Genomic DNA, 21,826 nt, shown 5'->3' on the forward strand with positions numbered 1-21,826 from the left:
TTTAAACATAATCCATGGGGTCAAAGCGCGCAAACTGTGGCAGGGTATTTTGTCAAAGTTGATAAAATCTTTGCCCGTAAGCATAATACTGCGCAAATAATAGCGCAGTTTCACGGAACGAAATTGTCATATAAAACGACGGAGTTTTACTTGTCTACAGGCCTGTCAAAATTGGTTATCCGCGCATGCATGGCGTTGATGCTGGCGTGCTCATGTGTTGTCGCCGTGGCTGCAAATGAAGCCTGGCTGGACGACTATGCCCGCTATGTGAAGCGGGAAGCCATTAAATACAACGTGCCGGGCTATGCCTTTGTGTATTATCAGCAAGGGGAAACGCCCAAGGTATACGTGTTCGGCCGCACAAAGAAAAACGGTGAGATGATTGACGGCGATACGGTGTTCCGGCTCGCATCTGTATCGAAATCTTTTACCGCCCTGCTCACTGCAAAGCTGGTACAGCAGGGGAAGATGCGCTGGGACATGCCGGTAAGCGAACTGGTACCGGATATTCCTTTCACCGGTCAGGGCATGGATACGCTGCAACTACAGCACATTGTCAGTCAGTCCAGCGGCTTTATGCCCAACGCCTATGATAATTTAATAGAGGCCGACTACTCACTGGAGCGGGTGCTGCAACAGCTCGCCATTCTCGACCCGTTGTGTGCTCCGGGTGCCTGTTATACCTACCAGAACGCCATGTTCGGAGCGATTGCCTATTATCTCGGTATGCAAAATACGTCTTATCACCGTCAGTTGGATGAACAGGTGTTTATTCCTCTCGGAATGAAAACGGCCAGTGCCGGCAAAGCTGCACTCATGGCTTCAGAGAGCTGGGCCAGACCGCACATTGCCATTGCCCGCGATAAGTGGCGTGAGGGCATGGTTGAAAGCAATTACTACCGGTTCGCACCGGCAGCAGGTGTTAACGCCAGCATTAAAGACATGACCATCTATCTGCAGGCTATGCTGGGGGAATTCCCCACTGTTGTGCCGCCGGAGCTGATTGAAGAAATAACCACGCCGGTGGTGAAAACCACCCGCGAAGTTTACCGTCGCGGCTGGCGGGAGCATCTTAACAGCGCATGGTATGGAAAAGGCTGGCGAATTTACGACTTTGACGGCAAACGCCTGAATTATCACAGTGGCTGGGTAAAAGGTTACCGCGCTGATGTGGCGTTCTCACCGGAATACAAAGCCGGCTATGTAATGCTGATGAACGCCGAATCCAACATGATTAACTCCACCACAGCGGAGTTCTGGGACCGGTACTTTGAGCAGGCTGATGAGAAGAGAGCGCTCGCACAGACAGAAGAAAACAGGCCGGCAGCCGGCCAGTAAGCCGCGAAAAAACAACACTCACAAAAAAGGCAATGTTCACCGGAACATTGCCTTTTCTTTATCTACTTAAAATGCCGCGCTGTTTACGAGCGGGTTTTCATATAAGTATAACCACTTAAACAATTTTCGTAGAAGTCAGTCCATTTCACCGCTTCACGGGGGTTTAAGTTGCCGCTTGAAATCTGACGGTCAATCATACGCTTCACATCAGACGCCATAGCGCGGGGGTTGTACTGCATGATTTCCAGTACATCCTGCACCGACGATCCTTTCACCACTTCCTCGATGTAGAAGTCTTGTGGATCATCGTCGTAGCTGAAGATGTGCACTTCGTTCAGACGACCGAACAGATTGTGCATGTCACCCATTACGTCCTGGTACGCACCGGTTAAGAACAGACCAACGTAATAAGGCTCGTCTTTCTTCAGCTTGTGCATAGGCAGAATATCGGTGATTTCGCGGCCTGCCGTGAACTGGTCAATCTTACCGTCACTGTCACAGGTAATATCCACCAGCGAACAGTTAACCTCCGGCTTCTCGTCCATGCGCGTTACCGGCACGACAGGCAACAACTGGTCGATAGCCCACGTATCAGCTGCTGACTGGAATACAGAAAAGTTAGCCAGATACTGGGAAGATAAGCTGTAATCCAGACCCTGAATTTCTTCCGGCACATACTCCGCTGTGGAATAGTGAGCCTTCAGGCGCGTCATGATGCGCCAGTACAGGGTTTCGATTTTACCCAGTTCGTCCAGAGTCAGTACGCGCAGTTTAAACGCATCCATTGCCTGCTCTTTCCACTGGGAAGCATCGTTAAACACTTCCTGCATATTCTTTTGTTCATCGAAGGTTTCTGACAGCTCACGGATATTGCTGACAAATACATGTTCACCTTCTACCGGAGTCACATCCACTTCTGCCATATCTGAACGGATTTCACCCACGATTTCAGTAATTACGCAGCTGTGGTGCGCGGTAATCGCCCGGCCACTTTCGCTTACCAGATTCGGATGCGGCACGCCTTCCAGGTCGCATACTTCTTTCATACCGTATACAACATCAGAGACATATTCCTGCATGTTGTAGTTGCGGGATGATTCATTGGTTGATGCACTGCCATCGTAATCGATACCTAAGCCACCACCCACATCAACATAATCCAGCGGGAATCCTAACTTGTGCAGTTCAGCATAAATCCGTGCGCCTTCGGTCATGGCTTCTTTTACAGAACGGATGTCTGTTAACTGGCTGCCGATATGGAAATGCAGCAACTTGAAGCAATGCTCCATACCTTCATCCCGCAGGAAACGGGCTGCTTTTAAGATTTCAGCGATGGTCAGGCCGAATTTGGCTCTTTCACCACCGGAGCTTTCCCACTTGCCCCGGCCTTTAACGGTCATTTTTGAGCGCATGCCGATTATCGGGTCGATATTCAGCTCTTTGGCCGTTTTAACCAGCAAAGTGAGTTCTGAATACTTTTCAATCACCACAACAACGCGGCGACCCAGCTTACGGCCAAGCAGTGCAAGCTTCATGAACTCTTCGTCTTTATAGCCGTTCAGTACGGTCAGTGAATCTTCGTTAGTATTCAGTGCCAGTACGGTGATCAACTCTGCTTTAGAGCCGGCTTCAAGGCCATAGTTGAACGGTTCGCCGGCATCAACGATTTCTTCTACCACTTCACGCATCTGGTTTACTTTTACCGGATAAACGCCCTGGTATTCACCGTTATATTCCGCCTCGGCAATGGTATTGCGGAAGATAGTGTTTAAATTCGCAACCTGCGAACGCAGCACATCGTGGAATCGTACAACCACAGGAAACTGCACGCCTTCTTCGCGGATTTCGTCAATTACCGCTTTAAAATCAATTCGAATGCTGGGATCAGAGGGGACAGGAGTAACATGCACGTTACCGTTGTCACCAATGGTAAAGTAACCGCCGCCCCAACGTGAGACGCCGTACAATTTTTCCGCTTCTTCGATGCTCCACTCAGCCAATTGTTTTCACCTTAAAAAATTAAACGCCCTGTCTCAGATACTGGACAAGGCGAGTTGTGGATTATTCGTCATATTTTGGAGCGCCATTATAATCGTCTTGTAAGTCAGTGCTATGAAAATCGTCATAATTTTATGTCACAAAAAACGAATATCTATTCACTGGCATTATGATGCAACGCACGCTGGCTGCAGACCAAAAAACAAACTGCCGGTCTCTCACCATACCGACATTTCTCTGAAGCGCAAATGTTAAGAAAAATCGCTTTCCCGTTCTCATCCGTAAGCTATTGTTATAGAAAAGGCTCAGCGTAAGCCTGCCAGAGATAACACGAGGAAAGTAGCATGAGTGCCCCTGCAGATAATCCGCAACGCCCCGCCATTTTAACCATTGATCAGGGCACCACATCCACCCGCACAATCGTGTTTGACGGGCAATTTTCACCGGTCTTCACGGCGCAGGAAGAATACCCTCAACATTATCCTAAACCGGGCTGGGTCGAGCACAATCCGGAAGATATCTGGCAAACCACGCTGAGTACTGTGAAAGAAGCACTGACATTCAGTGACAAGGAAGACTATCACGTTGCCGGTATTGGCCTGGTGAATCAGCGGGAAACCACCGTGGTATGGGACAGACAAACCGGAGAAGCGATATATCCAGCCATTGTATGGCAGGACCGGCGCACAGCATCCCAATGCAATAAAATGAAAGACAAAGAAGAATGGCTGCATCAGCGCACGGGCCTTCGCTGTGACCCTTATTTTTCTGCCACCAAAATCCGCTGGATTCTGGATAACGTGGAGGGTGCACAGCAAAAAGCAGATAAGGGCGAACTGGCTTTTGGCACCATAGACAGCTTCCTTATCTGGCGTTTAACCGGCGGAAAACACCACCTTACCGATACCACCAACGCCAGTCGCACAAACCTTTTTAATATCAATACTCTTACCTGGGATGACGAGTTACTGGATTTATTCGGTGTGCCTGCTTCTATGCTTCCCGAAATAAAAGATTGCGCCGGTGATTTTGGCTGTCTTGATGAAAGCATGTTCGGCTGTGCAGTGCCGGTTTATGGCGTGGCGGGCGATCAGCAGGCTGCGCTGATTGGTCAGGGTTGTTTTCAGTCCGGAGAAGCAAAAACAACCTTCGGCACCGGATGTTTCGCGCTGGTGAATTCAGGCGATTCACCGGTATTTTCCGGCCAGAATTTACTGACTACCGTGGCTTATACCATTAACGGTAAAGCCTGTTATGCCATGGAAGGGTCAATCTTTGTGGCTGGCGCGGCGGTGCAATGGCTTCGGGACAGTCTCTGTATTCTTGAGCATGCGGCAGACTCAGAAGCACTGGCCAGTCAGGTAGAAGATGACCATCAGGTTGTTGTGGTACCGGCGTTTACCGGCCTGGGCGCACCTTACTGGGAGCCGATGGCGCGGGGCGCGATTTACGGTTTAACCCGTGGTTCCACCGATGCCCATATTGTTCGCGCTACGCTGGAATCCGTGGCTTACCAGACACAGGATCTGGTTGACGCGATACACAGTGACGGCATATGCACGACGGCAATAAACGTCGATGGTGGCATGGTACAAAACAGCTGGTTCTGTCAGTTTCTTGCCGACACGCTGGACATTCCGGTGAACCGGCCTGAAATCATGGAGACCACTGCGCTGGGTGCCGCATTTCTGGCCGCCCTGCAAGCCGGGTGGCAATCAGATTTACATGCATTTGCAGGTATGAACCCCTGCGATTCTGCATTTACGCCTGCGGCAAACAATGCCTTAAGAGTAAAACGTAAAGCCCGCTGGCAGGCAGCGGTGAAAGCCACGCTGATGATGGCAGAAGCAGAGAGTGTGCTATCGGAATAAATAAACATTTGTCTATACCATTGCTCCGTTAGCCTGTTCCTGCTTGTACAAAACAGGGGATTTGCGTAGTGTTGGTCCCCTCTTATAAAGACAATATTTCCGGGAATCATGTTAAAACAGCTCTTTTTCGGCAGTGCACTTCTTACTGCCACCGGTGCTTTTGCCGCCACACCGGTTTCACCTGTGGGTGAAGCGGTGAATCTGAATAAATATCGTGAAGATGTAAAAATTCTGGCCAGCGATGCCTTTGAAGGCCGCGCACCGCTTTCTGCCGGTGAGCAAAAAACCATCGACTATCTGGTCACACAGTTTAAGAATATCGGGCTCGCTCCGGCATTCGGCGACAGTTACATCCAGAAGGTCCCGCTGGCGAAAATCAGTGCTGACCAGGATATGACACTGACCATTGGCGATCAGTCTTTCGAAAACGGGGCTGAGTTTGTGGCCCGTACCGAGCGCATATCTGCTGATATCACGCTGAATGACGACGTTGTGTTTGTGGGATACGGTATTAACGCGCCGGAATACCATTGGAATGACTACGCGGACGTTGATGTAAAAGGCAAAACCGTTATCGTGCTGGTTAATGACCCCGGTTTCGCCTCACAACGCAAAGACTTCTTTAACGGTAATGCCATGACCTACTATGGCCGCTGGACATACAAGTACGAAGAGGCAGCCCGTCAGGGTGCTGAAGCCGTATTTATTGTGCATGAAACCATGCCGGCGGGTTATGGCTGGGGAGTCGTACAGGCTGGCGGCACCACCACCAAATACTCGTTAATTGATGACAACAATAACCAGTCAAAAGTGGGTGTGATGGGCTGGATGCATCTGCGTGCTGCGGAAAAAGTATTTGAAGCAGCGGGACTTAACTACCGGGAAATGAAAGCAAAAGCTTCAGCACCGGGTTTCAAAGCCGTAGATTTAAATGCTAAAGCCACGCTCAAACTGCACAGCACATTCGAAATGGCGGAGTCGCAGAATGTTGCCGGTATCCTGCCCGGACACACTACACCGGATGAGTGGGTTGCTCTGCACGCACACTGGGATGGTTTAGGAAAAGGCACTGAAAATGGCAAGGAAGTGATCTTAAACGGTGCCGTAGACAATGCTTCAGGTGTTGCCGGTGTACTAAGTCTGGCCCGCGTAATGAAAGGAATGAGCGAGAAACGTCCTAATGCCAGAACCATGATGTTCGGCGCGTTTACTGCCGAAGAAACCGGCCTGATTGGGGCTGAGCACTTTTCACTGAATCCGCCGGTGCCAGCTGAAAATATTGTGGCCTTTCTGAACATTGACGGCATGAACGTGAATAAAGCCACCGACTATATTCTTCAGTACGGCGAAGGGTTGTCGGAACTGGAAGATTATGTGGCGAAAGTAGCCAAATCACAGGGCCGTTTCGTGAAACCGGATCCCCGTCCGCAAAATGGTTTGTTCTTCCGTTCAGATCACTTTGCTGCGGCAAAACAGGGTATTCCGTCTTACCTGTTCATGAGCCTGGGAGACACTGACCCGTCGTTTATTGCACAGCGCTATCACAAAGCAGCCGACGACTACCTGCCGGAATGGGATTTAGGTGGCGTAGAGCAGGATTTGGATCTGATTGGTCAAATTATGGCGCAACTGGCGAATAACAGCGACTGGCCGGAATGGACCGGTGAGTCCGACTTTAAAGAGGCCCGGGAAGCGTCTAAAAAATAACCCAACCTTATCACAGGCGCTTGCGGTGATACCCTGAGCGCCTTTTATCTTCCTCAATCTACGCTTATCTGCCTCCTGCCGGTAATTTTTGCCGGATAAAGTCTTTCACTAAAAGCCTTTCACTGCAAAGAATTCACATTCACTACCTTTCAATTCATTAGATTACTTTAATGAAATCCCCATTCAGCATTAGAGCAACAAAATTGCGCTTTTTTCATTCAATACACAACATTTAAAGCAAAGAAACGTAAAGATACGTAAAAACACTAGACTAAAGACGAATAATAATGTTTCGCATTTAGATAATCGCTTTGGTAGACTCCGTCCCGATTTTTATATTACGGATTATTTATTTACCGCCAATCGGGATATGACTCAATGAAACCTGGAACTGTGAAAACACGTTACACCCTGCTCGCCTCTGCCATCATTGCCTCTTTTTTTCATACCGCTTCTTTTGCACAGGGTGAAGCGCCGGCTACACCGGACGGCAGCGATATCGAACACATTGTTATTTCAGCGACCGGCTTCGAACAAAAACTGACAGAAGCACCGGCCAGTATTTCCGTTATTTCTCAGGAAGACTTACAGTCACGTCAGTTCATTACACTGCTGGATGCCGTACAATTTCAGGAAGGTATCGACATCGGTACGACCCGCGACAAAACTGGCCAGGGCACAGTCAGTATGCGTGGTCTTACCGGCGAATATACGCTGCTGCTTATTGACGGCGTTCGTATGAATAACCATGGTGATATCTACCCGAATAACTTTGGCGGTAACGCGTTCGGTCACGTACCACCAATGGAAGCAATTGAGCGGATTGAAGTGATCCGTGGTCCGGCTTCTACTCTTTACGGTGCCGATGCACTGGGCGGCGTTATTAACGTCATCACTAAAAAGCGCTCTGAAGACTGGACCGGCTCTATCAACTTTGGTCGCAGCATTCAGACTGACGACCAGTTCGGTGACGACATCACCACTGACTTTTTTGCACAAGGCCCGCTAATCAAAGATTTGCTGACACTGGGTGTACGGGGCAGCATGTACGAGCGTCAGGCATCCAACCCTGAATTTGCACCTGATGTGGACCCTAACGGCGATATCCATATCCGTGAACTGGGCTTCGGCAGCGGCGGTAAAACCGTAGACAGCGACAGCAAACAGTTTGGCTTTACGCTTTTCTTCACGCCATTTGAAAACCAGAGCTTCAAGTTTGATTACGACAACTCGAATCAAACCTACGACAACACCCCGACTTACAACATCGATACCGGTGCGATTTCTTATCCTCTGGGTACTAAAGATAACATTGAGTCTATCTGGGCAGATCGTCGTGGTGTGGTTAATCCCCGTGCCGGTTACGCTGCGGACCAGGAGTTCAACCGTGAGTGGTGGTCGATTACTCACCAGGGCCAGTTTGACGGCTTCTCATCAATGGTGGCCTTGTCTCACGTAGACACGACAAACGATGGCCGTACGTTACCGTTGAGCGTAGCAGAACGTTTATTACTGCAGGAAATGTATGACGGTACAGGTGCTTACGAAGGCATGACAGAAGAAGAGCGTAAAGCACTGGCAGAAGATACTTTCCTGCCGCGTCCAAAGCGTCCGCTGGAAAGCAGCCAGTATACGCTTGACGTGCGCGTCGATATTCCTGTGACAAATGTTATGGGCGACCACAACATTGTGCTTGGTGGTCAGGCGATCGACGGTGAACTGCTTGACGGCGTATTTGGCCTGGAAGACAGCAATGCCGGTGGTGTTCAGGAACAGAAAATGTGGTCTTTGTTTGCTGAAGACAACTGGAGCCCGAATGACTATCTGACACTGACAGCCGGTGCCCGTTATGACGAGCATGACGTCTTTGGCAGTCAAGTTTCTCCGCGTATTTATGCAGTTTACACCTTCAATGATAACTGGACAGTTAAAGGTGGTGTGAGCACGGGTTATAAAACGCCGAACACCACTGACCTGTACGACGGTATCACCGGATTCGGTGGTCAGGGTACCTCACCGTTCGCAGGTAACCCTGACTTACAACCTGAAACCAGTGTAAACAGTGAAATTGCTGTTTACTGGAACAGCGATGCAGGCCATAACTTCAACCTGACTTACTTCAATACACAGTTTGAAGACAAAATTGCCAGCGGTGATACGGTTTACAGCTGTGAAGTCACCGGCGGCGTGCGCCCTTGTGTTAACTTAGGTGATTACGACCAGCTGGGTTATCAGACTTACAGCCAGAAAATCAACATTGATAAAGTTGATTTGCAAGGTATTGAAATGGCCGGACGCGTACAGATCAGCCCGGAGTGGTTCGTTACCGCTAACTACACCTGGACGGACAGCGAACAGAAAAGTGGTCCTGAAGCCGGTCAGCCACTGACCAACACTGCAGAGCACATGGCGAACATTACCGTAAACTGGGATATGACCGAAGACTTCAGTGTTTATCTGCAGTCGCAAATCCGTTCAGACCGCTACCGTGGCTGGGACAGCACACTGGATAAGCCGCTGTACTACAAAAACTATCAGCTGATGACGCTGGGTGCCCGTTACCGTATTACTGAATACGTGTCGGTTAATGCCCGTATCAACAACCTGCTGGACGAAGATTTCACGTCTTACACCACCGAATACAACGATTTGAATGGTGACGGCAATTACGAGTATCTCACCGGTCGTGGTGTGGTAAGTGAAGTCGTATTCCTCGATGACTACAACATCAAAGACCGCGCCCGTAACCTGTGGGTAGGCGTTAACGTGAAGTTCTGATGTAAAACATCACTAACGTAAAACAAAATGGCCGGTATCCTTCGATACCGGCCATTCTTTTTTAAACGGCTTCTAAACCGCGCAGCGTAAATTCATCTGCCGGCACCCGGACCTTCTCAGGCACCACAGCATCTTCAAGGCGGTAACCGGCCGCGCATATGACACAGGCATTCAGTCCGCGCTCAGTGAGCCCCAGTGCCTTGTTAATTCCGGCAGGACTAAATCCTGTCATCGGGCATGTGTCCACACCACGAAGCGCCCCTTCAGCAATCAGCGAACCCAGTGCGATGAAAGCTTGCTGCTGCGCTACCTGTACCTTTTGCTCAGGTGTCTGACCCGCATAATAAGACTTAATGTAATCGGCGTAGCCCGCCTGACTACCTGCTTCCGCGCTGGTCTGAGAATAAATGCGGTCAAAGTATGCATCCACCGTTTTGTCAGTAATCTCAGTTTCGTTGGCAAAAATAAACAAATGAGAGCAGCTTGGCAGCTGAGTTTGACCAAAGGTGTGCGCCGCCAGTGCATTCAGCGTGTCTCTATCGTCAATCACGATAAGACGGTAAGGTTGCAGGCCAAAAGCAGACACCGACAGACGGGCCGCTTCAGTCATACCGTTGATGTCTTCATCACTGACTTTTTGTGACGAGAATTGTTTTAACGAAAAGCGTTGGGAAAGTGCAGGAATTAAGCTCACAGGTGTGTCTCCGTAAAGTAGATGATGGGGCTACTTTAACCGGTTAGCGACAAGATGAAATTAACATTAGTTAAAAACACAGAAATTTGTTCTGAATGGCTGCCGTGTTTATTTCGTTACACTTAACACCGGTTAATTTCATCATCTGAACGATACCTTAGAGTACGGCTTACTCTCTTTAAACAGGTACTTCACAATGTTCGATGTCTATCTTTCACAACTCAGTTTAACCCCGCCGGAAACGCCGGATGTTGATTTCCTCAATAAACTGGTTGAACGTCACGTCGCCACTTATTCGTTTAACAATACTGGTGTGTTGCTCCGCGAGACTTTGTCACTGGAGCTCAGCGCCATTCTCCACAAACTGGTTACACGTAAAGCCGGCGGCTTCTGCTTTGAGCACAATAAACTGGTTATGCATTGTCTGGATTCGCTCGGTTACGACACCCGGCTGGTGATGGGACGCGTCTTCAATAATCATATCCGCGATGTACCCCGTACTCACCGGGTAACACTGGTAACCCTCGACGGTGAAGACTATCTGATTGACTGCGGATTCGGAGCGTCCGTTCCTCAGGCGCCACTTAAATTGAGTGAACAGGGTATTCAGCAGACCGGAAGCAGGCAATACACGATTAAACCACTCCCCAACGGAGAATACGACGTGGCGTTGATTAAAGAAGGCTGCCCCTTCGTGCTCTACCGTATTGACTCCGCCGTCTATTCGGAAGCGGATTGCACCGCTGGCCACTTATATTCCATCGCCCATCCGCAGGCTGTTTTTGTCAATAATTTAGTGGTCAGTATCAACAAACCTGATCAAACTCATGCGCTGATTAATCATACCCTCACCAGCACATTTCAGGGGCGACAAGAAGAAACCCGGGTGACATCAGCAGAGCAACTCACCCACATTCTGCAGCGTGTTTTCATACTGCCGGTGGATACCGCAATATGCCACTTTTTGTTTGAGCGCTATGTGCAACCGCATTTACATCAGGACGGGCAACCCGCTGCACCGGAGCAATCCTGATGAAGTCTCCGTTGCTTCCGGCTATTCTCTGGTCGTGGTTGATGGCATCCTCTTTTGTTGTCTCTGCACAGGTGACCGCTTATGCCTCACCACTACCGGTGACATTTCTGCGGTTTCTGCTGGCCTTACTCATAATGACCCCGTTTTATATTGCCGGCCGCAGAAGTCATCCCGCCCCGTTAATTTCGTCAATGAAAGCGGGTGCGCAACTAGCCCTGGTCAGCGGGAGTCTGACCGGATTCTTTGTTTGCCTGTTTACCGCTTTGAAGACCACAACATCCTTGAACACATCGGTGATGTACACCTTCGTTCCGTTTCTCGGCGCACTTGTCGGACTCTTTTTTTCCATCCGTACCACCTCCCGTCAGTGGTTCGGCTACCTTTGCGGCGCAGCCGGCGCTATTATCGTGTTGCTGTCTACACGCAGCGGTGGACTGGTATGGCATTCAGGGGATGCGATTTATCTGGCAGGATGTATTCTGCTCGCGATACATGTTGTCTCTGTACAGCGTTGGTTTGGTCAGTACACCGCATTTGGCGGCGCATACCGTATCATGTTCGCCGGCACCTTATGGTTATTACCTTTTACACTGCTTGCCGGAGACTTATCTCAGGTGCAATGGCAAGCCGTCACCTTCTGGCAGATGATTAGTTACCTTACTATCGCTACCACGCTCTTAACGTTTGTACTGCAACAGCGTATTGTGGCGCAGGGCGGTGCGCGGTGTCTGCTCGGGATCAGTTATACCATTCCGGTCTGGGTGGCCTGCTATGAAAATATCAACGCACCGGTAGCGTTATTTTTATCAGCGGGATTTGTTGCTGGCAGTAGCCTGGTTGTCATTGCGTTAGTGCTGATCGACAACGGTTTTAATCATAAGGGAGCCGTAAATGGACAAAGCTTGCCTGAGAAAACAGCTTGAGGATTTCTTCGGACATTATCAGTCCGGCATAGACTGGTCGGGCTTAAACTTAACGCCGGAAGTACATGTACTTCCCAAAGGTGAAACCTTATTCAGACAAGGTGACTGTTCAACCAGAGTTTATTTTCTTAACACCGGCCTGGTGCGGTATTACAGTGTGTCAGAGGAGGGAAAGGAGTATACCCAGACGCTGGCTAAAGCTCCCAGAATCGTTGGTTCGACCCGCGCAATGACAATGGGTTTACCGGCTCAATTTTCCATAGAAGCACTGCAGGACTCTGTGGCCATTTCGTTTCACTGGCCATCTTTCTTTGAAAGTATGAAGAATAACCTGGCGTTTATGCAGGCTTATGCGCTGTTCCTTACCGATATTTTTATCAGTAAGGAAGAAAAAGAAAGCATGATGGTGAAGCACTCAGCAACACACCGCTACGTGACTTTTTGCAGCGATTTCCCCGAGCTGAACACCGTACTCACCAAACAACAAATTGCGTCTTATCTGGGAATAACGCCGGTAGCATTAAGCCGCATCCGCGCCAGGTTGAATGACAGTGAATCCCCTGAGAAAACCTTCTGACAACGGTGAAGTTGCCACCGGCTGCGCTTCACCGTTACGCTCTCTCCGGACAACGGGAGAAGATTACACCGTCTTCATGGCGGCGATGAAATCTGCAAGGCGCGCCACTGCGCTCAGCGACTCTTCAGGATCGATATTGGCTGCCGGATTACCAAAGTCGTGATCACCACCCGCCTGCACCAGTAAGCCGTCGCGCCGCGGATAAACAGATACATGCTTATTGAAATACTGAATGCCGTACTTCACTTCCGGCTGCGGGATGAGCTTACAGGTTTGTCCCCGGACCGGCGTGATACTGTCATCACCCAACAGGGCCCTGGCACCGTAACCTGTGCAATTTACCAGTGTATTCTCATCGAAGTTGGCAAAGTCAGACGGGCTGGTCAGTTCCCGCGTCACAATTTCACCGCCATTTTGAATAAACTCGCCCATCAGTACCCGTGAATACTCGCTGATATTAAACATCAGTAACGGGTAACGACGAACGTAAGGTACCGGGAACGGATTCATATGAGCCGGGATATCCCAAGACTGAGGCGTGATATCTCCAATGAGATCCCGTTCAAAAGTCGGATACGCAGGCTCACCTTTCGCCTCGTAGTGCCCCGTTTCTGAAAATGGCGTATCTGAAGCACGGAATATAGTCGTCCATTCTACCGGCGTTCCTGTGAGTCCTAATAAGGTCTGGTACCGGCGAAAGGAAATTCTTGCCATCATTTCCCATTTTTGTGCAAACGAATCCGCATGGGCCAAATCTACAATACGGGAGTCCGGCGACCAGATCCCCGTTGCAAATGACGAGCGCACATACGGCGGACGCTCTTTGGCGTAGATTTTAACCTTGTAGCCTGCACGCTGACATTGGATCGCAGTGGTTAAGCCAATCGCACCGCAGCCGATAACCGCAATTTCTTTGTTCATTGCCTCAGCGACCAGAGATTCCGCCAGTACAGCGGTCCCCCAGGACAGTGACCAGCCACTGCCGCCGTGCCCGTAGTTATGAACAATCGACTTTGCCCCCGCCTTTTCCAGCTCAATTCTCGGCCCCTGAGCACGAAATGGCCGTGTACACACATTCATAGTGATAATGCGGTCAGGACGGGCTTCAATGCGCTTAAGTGGTGGCATCTGTACCGGTAAACCGGTGTGTAATTTACCTGATGAAGATTGGGAGGACGAAACACATGCGCCAAGCGCAACACTTGATGCTAAACCCGCAGATCCCTGTAGAAAACGTCTTCTTTGCATAGCTGCTCCAAATTAACGTGTCCCGGGGAAAGATTGATAATAAATTGAAATATATCTAAATTTCAGAGCATGCTGTTCTTTGCCAGCTTAAATGCCAGCATATCTCTTTGATTAAATAACATGCAATACCTTTGCCCTGAATTTCCGGTAAATGACGATAATCAGAGCATTAAACTGCGTCTCCACCAGACGCAATGACTGCGAACCTTAAGCTTATTGCCGGCAGTGGAAATCAAAACCGGTAACCGTTCAATACGATTTCCCGCGAAAATGCTCGCTCAATCAAGGCCTTCTGTTTGTCCGTATATATCTCCCGGTAATCCGGTTTGCTCTGCCGGACTATCCTGCCGGCGTTAGTAATCACGCCCCTTCTGAAAGGCACACCCAGAGCGGCAAACAGATCCGCCAGTTCATCTTCCAGGTTTTCATAATGCAACACCCTGTCGACCAGCACATTCCCGGAAGGGTCACAGTAGCTGGGGTAGTTAAAACAATATTCTTCCCGTGACAGGTAATCTTCAAAATCGCCCGGCGGATTGCGGTAATGCCTGCAGGTATTGTAGTGCGATACCGTTTTCTCCCATGGATTTCTGTCTACACAGAACGTCGTGTATTCCCGCCAGATTTCCGGATTAACCCTGGCTTTAATCTCCGCTGCCGTAGAGTGATTCCGGAAAGGACGCTTCCCAAGCCAGTCCAGCACAGCCTGTACTTTGCCGGCGTACCCGGCAGCTCCCAACTCAGACCGGATATCCCAGCGACGCTTATAATTACGCGGCCGGTGGCCCGGTTCAGGCGGGAAAACCGGCGTAAACACATCACGGCAATCACACAAAGAGGATAAATAAGTTTCAATACTTCTCCCCGCCGTCCTGCGGGTTTTGATAAAGATAAAGCGGTACTTGTGAGAAATAATCATCTCGCCCCCTGCCAGTTCTGAACAATGTCACGGTGTTATTTCATTGACCGCCATCCAGCACAGGAATCTCAGGACTTACGCGTTTCTTACAATATTCACGGGAGGTTGATGGGAAAAGTGAGCGCGGGGATGGGTTTACAGCGTGTTTCTGATGGCTGTAAGACAAAGTGTGCCCCGACAGCGGTTAAGTCTCTTCCGTTTCCAAACCGTCTGCCGCAGGGTATTAAATTGAGAGTTGAGAGTCAGGAAGCGTGAGCCCGCGATGGGAAAAGGAGCTGTGTTTTCAAACCGTCAGCCGCAGGGACGCGGCTGTCGAGCTCCCAGGGATGGGTTTACAGCGTGTTTGAAAACACAGCTCCGCTCCCATCCCGGAGGGCTCACCTTCGCACGAAAGCGTTTAGTCGTCGCCGAATTCGCGGATGATGGTGTTGATGGTGTCTTTGGCGTCACCCAGTACCATTCTTGTGTTGTCTTTGAAGAACAGCGGGTTGTCGACGCCGGCAAAGCCTGCGTTGGCTGAGCGCTTCAGTACAAACACAGTTTTTGCACGATAAGCTTCGATTACCGGCATACCGTAAATCGGACTGCCTTTCATCTCTTTCGCAGCAGGGTTTACTACGTCATTAGCACCAATAACAATCGCTACGTCGTAGTTTTCCATACGCGGATTCACATCATCCATCTCATACAGCTGATCGTAAGGCACATCCGCTTCTGCCAGCAGTACGTTCATGTGACCCGGCATACGGCCCGCTACAGGGTGAATAGCGTATTCCACCGTACAGCCGTTTTCTTCCAGCAAGGTTTGCAGTTCACGCACCGCGTGTTGCGCCTGAGCAACCGCCATACCATAACCCGGAATCACCAGCACAGCCTGAGCCGCTTCTAATACATAGAATGCATCCTGCGCTGCCATAATTTTCACTTCGCCTTCGATTTTCTCTGCCGCTTCCACAGGCTTAGAGAAGCCTGACAGCAGTACATTCATTAGCGAGCGGTTCATCGCCTTACACATGATGTTAGTGAGGATCAGACCCGATGCACCAACCAGCAGACCGGTAACAATCAGAATCGTGTTGCCCACCGCCAGACCAGCCGCAGATGCTGCCACACCCGAGTAGCTGTTAAGCAGTGCAATTACCACCGGCATGTCGGCACCACCAATTGAAATGGTCGCCAGTACACCAAAGCTGAGCGCCAGTGCGATAGTCACGTACAACCACATCAGATTTGTCGGATCGGTAACGAACAAATAACCTACCACCACAAAGCCAATCAGATGAGCAATACTGAGTTCACGCAAACCGGTGAAAATAACCGCTTTGGCCCCCATACGGCCAGACAGCTTGCCCCAGGCAATCACCGAGCCGGAGAACGTAACACCACCGATCAGAATCGTGAGGATCACCGTAATCAGCACAAAGTGCGTGGCCCCCATGAAGCCAAACGTGGCCAGCTGACTGATGGTCGCCCAGCCCAGCAACAGCGATGCCAGACCACCGAAGCCGTTAAATAACGACACCATTTCCGGCATTTGCGTCATTTCTACCGACTTTGCTTTCCAGGCTCCATAAGCGCCGCCAATCACAAAGCCCAGTAATATCCAGTGGTAGGAAATGATTTGGTGATCAAGCAGTGTCACCACCACCGCAACCAGCATACCCACCGCAGACACCAGATTACCTTTTCTGGCAGTAGAAGGATGACTCAGTAATTTAAGTCCGGTAATAAACAGTCCGGCAGCCAGTACGTAAGCCAGATTGATAATCAATGCTACAGATTCCATCTTCCTGACCCCTTACTTCTTGTCTTTCTTTTTAAACATGCCAAGCATGCGGTCGGTTACCAGGTAACCCCCCACCACGTTAATGCTTGCCAGTGCCACCGCAGCGGTACCCAGCACAGTGGTAAGCACGTCGTTATCTGCACCGGAAGCCACCAGCGCGCCAACCAGGGTAATACCTGAAATTGCGTTAGAGCCCGACATCAGCGGCGTATGCAACGTAGCCGGTACTTTACGGATAAGCTCGAAGCCTAAAAATGCCGCCAGCAGCACAATAAAAATCAAATAGATATTTTCCATGATCAGGCCCCCTGATAAGCGTTTTTAAGCATGTCGTTGGTGATTTGCCCGTCGTGGGTGATCACGCAGCCTGCCAGGATCTCATCCTCAAGATTAAGGTTGAATTGCTTCGATTCATCATCAAAAAATTCATCCAGCAGGTTGTACACATTGTTGGCATACATGTCGGTGGCATCTTTCGCCACAGCCTGACTCCAGTTGCCGGTACCAATAACAGTGACACCGTTCACGGTCACCACTTTACCGGCTTCAGAGCCTTCCACGTTGCCACCGGATGTGGCAGCCATATCGACAACCACGCTACCCGGACGCATCAGCGCAAGGGTATCTTTGCTGATCAACTGCGGCGGACGGCGTCCGAACAACTGCGCTGTGGTAATCACAATGTCAGAATCAGCAATGGCATCGCGCTGGGCATCCTGCTGCTTCTGCTTTTGTTCTTCAGTGAGCTCTTTGGCATAGCCGTCTTTCGTCTGGCCGGTTTCACCCAAATCAATTTTCAGGAACTTACCGCCCAGCGACTCAACCTGCTCGGCTACCACCGGGCGCGTATCGTATGCCAGTACGTTGGCACCTAAGCGCTTTGCAGTTGCAATGGCCTGCAGACCGGCAACGCCGGCACCGATAATGTAAACTTTCGCCGGCTTGATGGTGCCCGAAGGCGTCATCATCATTGGCAGAATGCCCGGCAGATGCGTAGCAGCCTGCATCACCATGACATAGCCAGCCAGACTCGCCTGCGAACTCAGCGCATCCATTTTCTGGGCGCGGGAAGAACGCGGGATCATTTCTACCGACAAAGTGGTCAGTTTTTTCGCCGCCAGTGATTCCACTAATTCCTGCTGGAAAAAGGGGTCAATGTGTCCAATCACCAGGGCAGACGGTTTCAGTCGGGCGTATACCGCTTCGACAGGACGATTCACGCACAATAACGCATCCGTTTCCTCAAGCGCAGCGCCGGCATCTTCAACCACCATAGCACCAGCTTCAGTAAACTCTGTGTCCGCATAACCTGACAGAACACCAGCGCCCTGTTGCATGACCACGGTCATACCTCGCTTCACCATTCGCTTCACACTGGATGGCGAAACCGCACATCGCTTCTCTGTGTAACCTTGTTGTTCGAGTCCTTCATTTAATATCAGTACTTTCAATGTGTTCTCCTCAGGCACGGGATACTGAGACTCATGATCCGAACACATGCGTGCTCGCATTGTTAATTTATAATTTTTATTGTTAACCAAATCTAATATCTATTGCCACCGGTGGCAATATACATATTTATATCAAAAAGGAATATACAAGGGGTCAGTTAGCGCTGAATGTTTAGCCAAACTTCCCTGTATATTTAGAATATTTTAAACACACTATCGAATGAAAAATTTGAGCTTAAAGAACGAAAAATTATTAAATACAATAAGTTATGCTATATAAAAATTTGACTATATCTAAGTCTATGATGTGAACAGACTATTTATGGTCCTGCCAATAAGTGAAATGATTGACGAGATAATGCTCATTCACAGAATCAATAAAAGCATTCAATTGTGGAACTTTTAAACAGGGAAAATGACACGAAACAGATCAGAGGAGAATAAAAAACAACCAACTGTCAAACAAAATGCACACCTGTGGTTCAGCATTTTACTCATGAATGGTGCGTCTGCACTTATTATGTGATAGCGACTGAGGGAATGGATAGTCTTCCGGTTCGGGAAGACCTTGAATTGAAATCAGCTGCGGTACAAGGTTTTGATCAGGTGATAGCCGAACTTTGTTTTTACCGGTCCGTGCACTTTAAGCACTTCTTTTTTAAATACTACGTCATCAAATTGTTTCACCATCTGTCCGCGGCGAAATTCACCCAAATCTCCGCCCCGCTTTCCCGACGGACACGTTGAGTGTTTCTTTGCCAGTGTGGCGAAATCTTTGCCTTTCTTCAGTTGTTCAAGAATGGAAAGGGCTTCTTTTTCGGTCTTAACCAGAATATGAAGAGCAGATGCGGTAGCCATAACAGATGTTCTTATAAAAAGTGATGCAGAGAATTATAACGAAAGCGGGGCGAAAAAGGCATTTCTGCACACAATGCCCTATCATCATATTTTGTTATAGAATTACAGAAAGACGATGGTGATGACGGCACGAGTGGACGTTACGGGGCGGGAGAAGAAAAAATATGTCTGAATTGTTGGTCAGGCGGGTCGTTGCAATACTATTAATGCTCATATCACATTCCGCTGCTGCTGAGTCCTTTTCTGTGGGCATTGTTCCGCAGCACTCGCCGAAAAAGCTCGCTGAGGCGTGGCAACCTTTGCTCAGCTATATCGGGTCTGAGACCGAACACACTTTTCACTTTGAAACCGCGAAAGATATTCCGACATTTGAAAAAGCACTGTCAGAAGGCAAATACGACATTGCTTACATGAACCCTTATCACTTTGTCGTTTTTCAGAAAAATCCCGGTTACCGCGCGCTGGTCCGCCAGAAAGATCAAACCATTCAGGGCATCATCGTTGTGCCGCGTGACAGTCCTTTTACACAATTGTCTGATCTTAATGGCACCAAAATCGCCTTTCCGGCCCCTGCCGCTTTTGCCGCCAGTATTATTCCCCGTGCGACCATGCAAAAAGAAGGTATCAACTTTACACCCGTTTATGTGCATTCCCATGATTCCGTCTATCTGAATGTAAAGAGGGGATTCTTTAAGGCCGGAGGCGGGATTTTCCGGTCTCTGCAAGCCACAGACGGCGACGTTAAAGAGAACCTGAAAGTGCTCTGGTCAAGCCCGGCCTATACGCCACATGCCATAGCGACGCATCCCCGGCTGTCAGAGGAAGTTCGCGGACAACTACTGAATGTTCTCACAACCATGACGCCAGGCGGAAAAGGCAATGACGCATTAAACAGTCTCAAAATGAAAGGATTCTCGGAAGCATTTTCTGCAGACTGGGATGACGTCCGGGCGCTGAACATAGACTTACTGCAGCAAGAGAACCCGTAGTTCCTATGCGAATATCATTAAAATTAAAAACAATACTGGGTGTGGCCTTAATAGAGGCAACATTGCTCGCACTGTTGCTGACGACAACCTTTAACCTGCTGACCAACCTGGTTAACGATGCGGTGGTAAAGCGCGCGAGTACAACGGCTAACCTGTTTTATTCAACAACTAAAAACGCATTTTTGTCATTCGATCTGGCCGGCATTGAGGCTGATGTCAACGAACTGCTTACTGATTCCGACATTCATTACGTCAAAATAACTGATACCTCCGGCAGAGTCTTCGCATCAGGTGGCAACGAACAATCACTGAACGCAGACTTTCAGGCCGATACGTCTGTCAGCCTGGCCAGTGACGGGATTTACGATATCCGCCGCCCGATCATGGTTGATGATACCTTGTACGGTTATATTGATCTTGGAATTGATATTGCGGCGGTGAAAGCGTCGCTGAGCGACATTCAGCAGTGGGCTTATACCATCGCAGTCATTGAAATGGTTCTTGTTGCGCTGTTTTCCTATTTTCTCGGAAGTTATCTGACTAAGCAGATCAACATTCTTCAACAGGGTGCCCGCAGACTCATTCAGGCTTCAAAAGAAAACAAATATGAAGATATTAAAGTAAATGTGCGTACCAACGATGAGCTCGAAGAATTGGCAACAGTATTCAATCATTTAATCTCGCACCTTGAAGAAGAACATATCCGCAGAGCCGAAGCGGAAAATGCCATACTTAATCTGAATCAGTCTCTGGAATACAGAGTCCGCGAACGCACCACAGAATTAAACAGAAAAAATGAAGAGCTGTCGCAGTCAAACAAATCGCTGAAAGAAACCCAGCAGCAATTACTTCAGGCAGAAAAGATGTCGTCAGTGGGTCAGCTTGCTGCCGGTGTAGCTCACGAAATCAATAACCCTGTGGGATTTGTCAGCAGTAATCTCGACACGCTGAAAGAGTATTTAGCCAGTTTTGAAATACTCTACAGAGATCTGATGGAAGTCACACAAGCACCTGCCAATGAAGTTGCACTGGAAAAGTTAGCTGCATTGAAGAATTCTCAGGCTTACCAGTCACTGGATTTCATAAGTAATGACGTTTCCCATCTCATCAAAGAATCTGAACACGGTTTACAGAGAGTGGAAGAAATTGTCAGCAGCCTTAAACAATTTTCCAGAATCGACACGGATCAGAAGCAACTTTTTGATTTGAATAACTGTGTGAAAACCACATTAGCGCTGGTGAACAATAAGCTCAAATATGCCTGCGATGTAGACATTAATTACGACGAATTGCCCCGCGTTATGATGAACGTTGGCAAAATTTCTCAGGTTATTACCAACCTGCTGATTAACGCCGCGCAGGCAATTGAAGAAACCGGGCGGCGAGGTAAGCTGGAAGTGCGCACCAGAGCAAACAGCAACGGCACCGTAGAACTTATCGTCCGTGACAATGGCTGCGGGATTTCAGACGAAAACTTGCAGAAGATATTCAATCCTTTCTTCACCACCAAAGACGAAGATACGGGTACTGGCCTGGGCCTTTCTATTTCGTATGAAATTGCGAGAGAGCACGAAGGAATGCTCAGCGTTGAAAGCGAGCTCTATACCGGTACTGAATTTACGCTGACCTTACCTGTTTACGGCGCAGCATAAAGCA

The 21,826-nt window shown here is 49.2% G+C and carries 17 protein-coding genes; 9 read left to right on the forward strand and 8 right to left on the reverse strand.

Annotation, left to right across the window (positions count from 1 at the left end):
• Window positions 1-189 precede the first annotated feature (189 nt).
• Complete coding sequence (locus ACXAG2_RS04320) at window positions 190-1,338, forward strand: serine hydrolase domain-containing protein (RefSeq protein WP_474842389.1); 1,149 nt, start codon at window positions 190-192, stop codon at window positions 1,336-1,338.
• Window positions 1,339-1,421: 83 nt separating this feature from the next.
• Here ACXAG2_RS04320 and speA read toward each other — a convergent pair whose 3' ends face one another.
• A complete protein-coding gene (speA, locus tag ACXAG2_RS04325) occupies window positions 1,422-3,338 on the reverse strand; it encodes a biosynthetic arginine decarboxylase (protein ID WP_474842000.1) in 1,917 nt (638 codons plus the stop codon).
• 342 nt (window positions 3,339-3,680) lie between these two features.
• On the opposite strand from speA, the gene glpK reads away from it, so the two are divergent.
• The 3 genes from glpK (at window position 3,681) to ACXAG2_RS04340 (ending at window position 9,692) form a co-directional block, all read left to right on the forward strand.
• Window positions 3,681-5,207, forward strand: a complete 1,527-nt coding sequence (gene glpK, locus ACXAG2_RS04330) for a glycerol kinase GlpK (protein ID WP_474864817.1) — start codon at window positions 3,681-3,683, stop codon at window positions 5,205-5,207.
• Between the two features lie 108 nt (window positions 5,208-5,315).
• The gene (locus tag ACXAG2_RS04335) at window positions 5,316-6,914 is read left to right on the forward strand and encodes a M28 family metallopeptidase (RefSeq protein ID WP_474864819.1); all 1,599 of its coding nucleotides are present in this window, start codon (window positions 5,316-5,318) and stop codon (window positions 6,912-6,914) included.
• 378 nt (window positions 6,915-7,292) lie between these two features.
• Window positions 7,293-9,692 (forward strand): TonB-dependent receptor domain-containing protein, encoded by a 2,400-nt coding sequence (locus tag ACXAG2_RS04340; protein WP_474864821.1) that lies wholly within the window; start codon window positions 7,293-7,295, stop codon window positions 9,690-9,692.
• A gap of 61 nt (window positions 9,693-9,753) precedes the next feature.
• Here ACXAG2_RS04340 and ACXAG2_RS04345 read toward each other — a convergent pair whose 3' ends face one another.
• Window positions 9,754-10,386, reverse strand: a complete 633-nt coding sequence (locus ACXAG2_RS04345) for a nitroreductase family protein (protein WP_161599193.1) — start codon at window positions 10,384-10,386, stop codon at window positions 9,754-9,756.
• Window positions 10,387-10,582: 196 nt separating this feature from the next.
• Here ACXAG2_RS04345 and ACXAG2_RS04350 point away from each other — a divergent pair, with 196 nt between their 5' ends.
• From ACXAG2_RS04350 to ACXAG2_RS04360, 3 genes are read left to right on the forward strand one after another with little or no spacing between them, the layout of a single operon-like run.
• Window positions 10,583-11,419 (forward strand): arylamine N-acetyltransferase family protein, encoded by an 837-nt coding sequence (locus ACXAG2_RS04350; RefSeq protein ID WP_474864823.1) that lies wholly within the window; start codon window positions 10,583-10,585, stop codon window positions 11,417-11,419.
• Complete coding sequence (locus ACXAG2_RS04355; protein ID WP_474864825.1) at window positions 11,419-12,342, forward strand: DMT family transporter; 924 nt, start codon at window positions 11,419-11,421, stop codon at window positions 12,340-12,342. The genes ACXAG2_RS04350 and ACXAG2_RS04355 overlap by 1 nt, the downstream gene beginning before the upstream one ends.
• Window positions 12,311-12,919 (forward strand): Crp/Fnr family transcriptional regulator, encoded by a 609-nt coding sequence (locus ACXAG2_RS04360; RefSeq protein WP_474864827.1) that lies wholly within the window; start codon window positions 12,311-12,313, stop codon window positions 12,917-12,919. The genes ACXAG2_RS04355 and ACXAG2_RS04360 overlap by 32 nt, the downstream gene beginning before the upstream one ends.
• 63 nt (window positions 12,920-12,982) lie before the next feature.
• Here ACXAG2_RS04360 and ACXAG2_RS04365 read toward each other — a convergent pair whose 3' ends face one another.
• From ACXAG2_RS04365 to ppiC, 6 genes are all read right to left on the reverse strand, one after another.
• Window positions 12,983-14,167, reverse strand: coding sequence for an FAD-dependent oxidoreductase (locus ACXAG2_RS04365; protein ID WP_474864828.1), 1,185 nt, complete (start codon window positions 14,165-14,167; stop codon window positions 12,983-12,985).
• A 232-nt stretch (window positions 14,168-14,399) separates the two neighbouring features.
• A complete protein-coding gene (locus tag ACXAG2_RS04370) occupies window positions 14,400-15,086 on the reverse strand; it encodes a hypothetical protein (protein ID WP_474864830.1) in 687 nt (228 codons plus the stop codon).
• A gap of 397 nt (window positions 15,087-15,483) precedes the next feature.
• Window positions 15,484-16,872, reverse strand: coding sequence for an NAD(P)(+) transhydrogenase (Re/Si-specific) subunit beta (locus ACXAG2_RS04375; RefSeq protein WP_119503052.1), 1,389 nt, complete (start codon window positions 16,870-16,872; stop codon window positions 15,484-15,486).
• Window positions 16,873-16,884: 12 nt separating this feature from the next.
• On the reverse strand, window positions 16,885-17,169 hold the full coding sequence (locus tag ACXAG2_RS04380; RefSeq protein ID WP_119503053.1) for an NAD(P) transhydrogenase subunit alpha part 2: 285 nt from the start codon (window positions 17,167-17,169) through the stop codon (window positions 16,885-16,887).
• A 2-nt stretch (window positions 17,170-17,171) separates the two neighbouring features.
• Entirely contained in the window at window positions 17,172-18,323 is a 1,152-nt protein-coding gene (locus tag ACXAG2_RS04385; protein ID WP_474848547.1) for an NAD(P) transhydrogenase subunit alpha, read from the reverse strand.
• 579 nt (window positions 18,324-18,902) lie between these two features.
• Complete coding sequence (gene ppiC / locus ACXAG2_RS04390; RefSeq protein ID WP_070123477.1) at window positions 18,903-19,181, reverse strand: peptidylprolyl isomerase PpiC; 279 nt, start codon at window positions 19,179-19,181, stop codon at window positions 18,903-18,905.
• Window positions 19,182-19,345: 164 nt separating this feature from the next.
• On the opposite strand from ppiC, the gene ACXAG2_RS04395 reads away from it, so the two are divergent.
• Window positions 19,346-20,170, forward strand: coding sequence for a phosphate/phosphite/phosphonate ABC transporter substrate-binding protein (locus ACXAG2_RS04395; RefSeq protein WP_474864832.1), 825 nt, complete (start codon window positions 19,346-19,348; stop codon window positions 20,168-20,170).
• A 5-nt stretch (window positions 20,171-20,175) separates the two neighbouring features.
• Entirely contained in the window at window positions 20,176-21,822 is a 1,647-nt protein-coding gene (locus ACXAG2_RS04400) for a sensor histidine kinase (RefSeq protein ID WP_474864834.1), read from the forward strand.
• Window positions 21,823-21,826 lie beyond the last annotated feature (4 nt).

The organism is Alteromonas sp. ABH4_456 (assembly GCF_056160645.1).

Excerpts from the sequence above, each read along its gene's own strand:
- ACXAG2_RS04320 (WP_474842389.1), top strand. The coding sequence starts at position 190 with ATGGCGTTGATGCTGGCGTGCTCATGTGTTGTCGCCGTGGCTGCAAAT.
- glpK (WP_474864817.1), top strand. The coding sequence starts at position 3,681 with ATGAGTGCCCCTGCAGATAATCCGCAACGCCCCGCCATTTTAACCATT.
- ACXAG2_RS04335 (WP_474864819.1), top strand. The coding sequence starts at position 5,316 with ATGTTAAAACAGCTCTTTTTCGGCAGTGCACTTCTTACTGCCACCGGT.
- ACXAG2_RS04340 (WP_474864821.1), top strand. The coding sequence starts at position 7,293 with ATGAAACCTGGAACTGTGAAAACACGTTACACCCTGCTCGCCTCTGCC.
- ACXAG2_RS04350 (WP_474864823.1), top strand. The coding sequence starts at position 10,583 with ATGTTCGATGTCTATCTTTCACAACTCAGTTTAACCCCGCCGGAAACG.
- ACXAG2_RS04355 (WP_474864825.1), top strand. The coding sequence starts at position 11,419 with ATGAAGTCTCCGTTGCTTCCGGCTATTCTCTGGTCGTGGTTGATGGCA.
- ACXAG2_RS04360 (WP_474864827.1), top strand. The coding sequence starts at position 12,311 with ATGGACAAAGCTTGCCTGAGAAAACAGCTTGAGGATTTCTTCGGACAT.
- ACXAG2_RS04365 (WP_474864828.1), bottom strand. The coding sequence starts at position 14,167 with ATGCAAAGAAGACGTTTTCTACAGGGATCTGCGGGTTTAGCATCAAGT.
- ACXAG2_RS04370 (WP_474864830.1), bottom strand. The coding sequence starts at position 15,086 with ATGATTATTTCTCACAAGTACCGCTTTATCTTTATCAAAACCCGCAGG.
- ACXAG2_RS04375 (WP_119503052.1), bottom strand. The coding sequence starts at position 16,872 with ATGGAATCTGTAGCATTGATTATCAATCTGGCTTACGTACTGGCTGCC.
- ACXAG2_RS04380 (WP_119503053.1), bottom strand. The coding sequence starts at position 17,169 with ATGGAAAATATCTATTTGATTTTTATTGTGCTGCTGGCGGCATTTTTA.
- ppiC (WP_070123477.1), bottom strand. The coding sequence starts at position 19,181 with ATGGCTACCGCATCTGCTCTTCATATTCTGGTTAAGACCGAAAAAGAA.
- ACXAG2_RS04395 (WP_474864832.1), top strand. The coding sequence starts at position 19,346 with ATGTCTGAATTGTTGGTCAGGCGGGTCGTTGCAATACTATTAATGCTC.
- ACXAG2_RS04400 (WP_474864834.1), top strand. The coding sequence starts at position 20,176 with ATGCGAATATCATTAAAATTAAAAACAATACTGGGTGTGGCCTTAATA.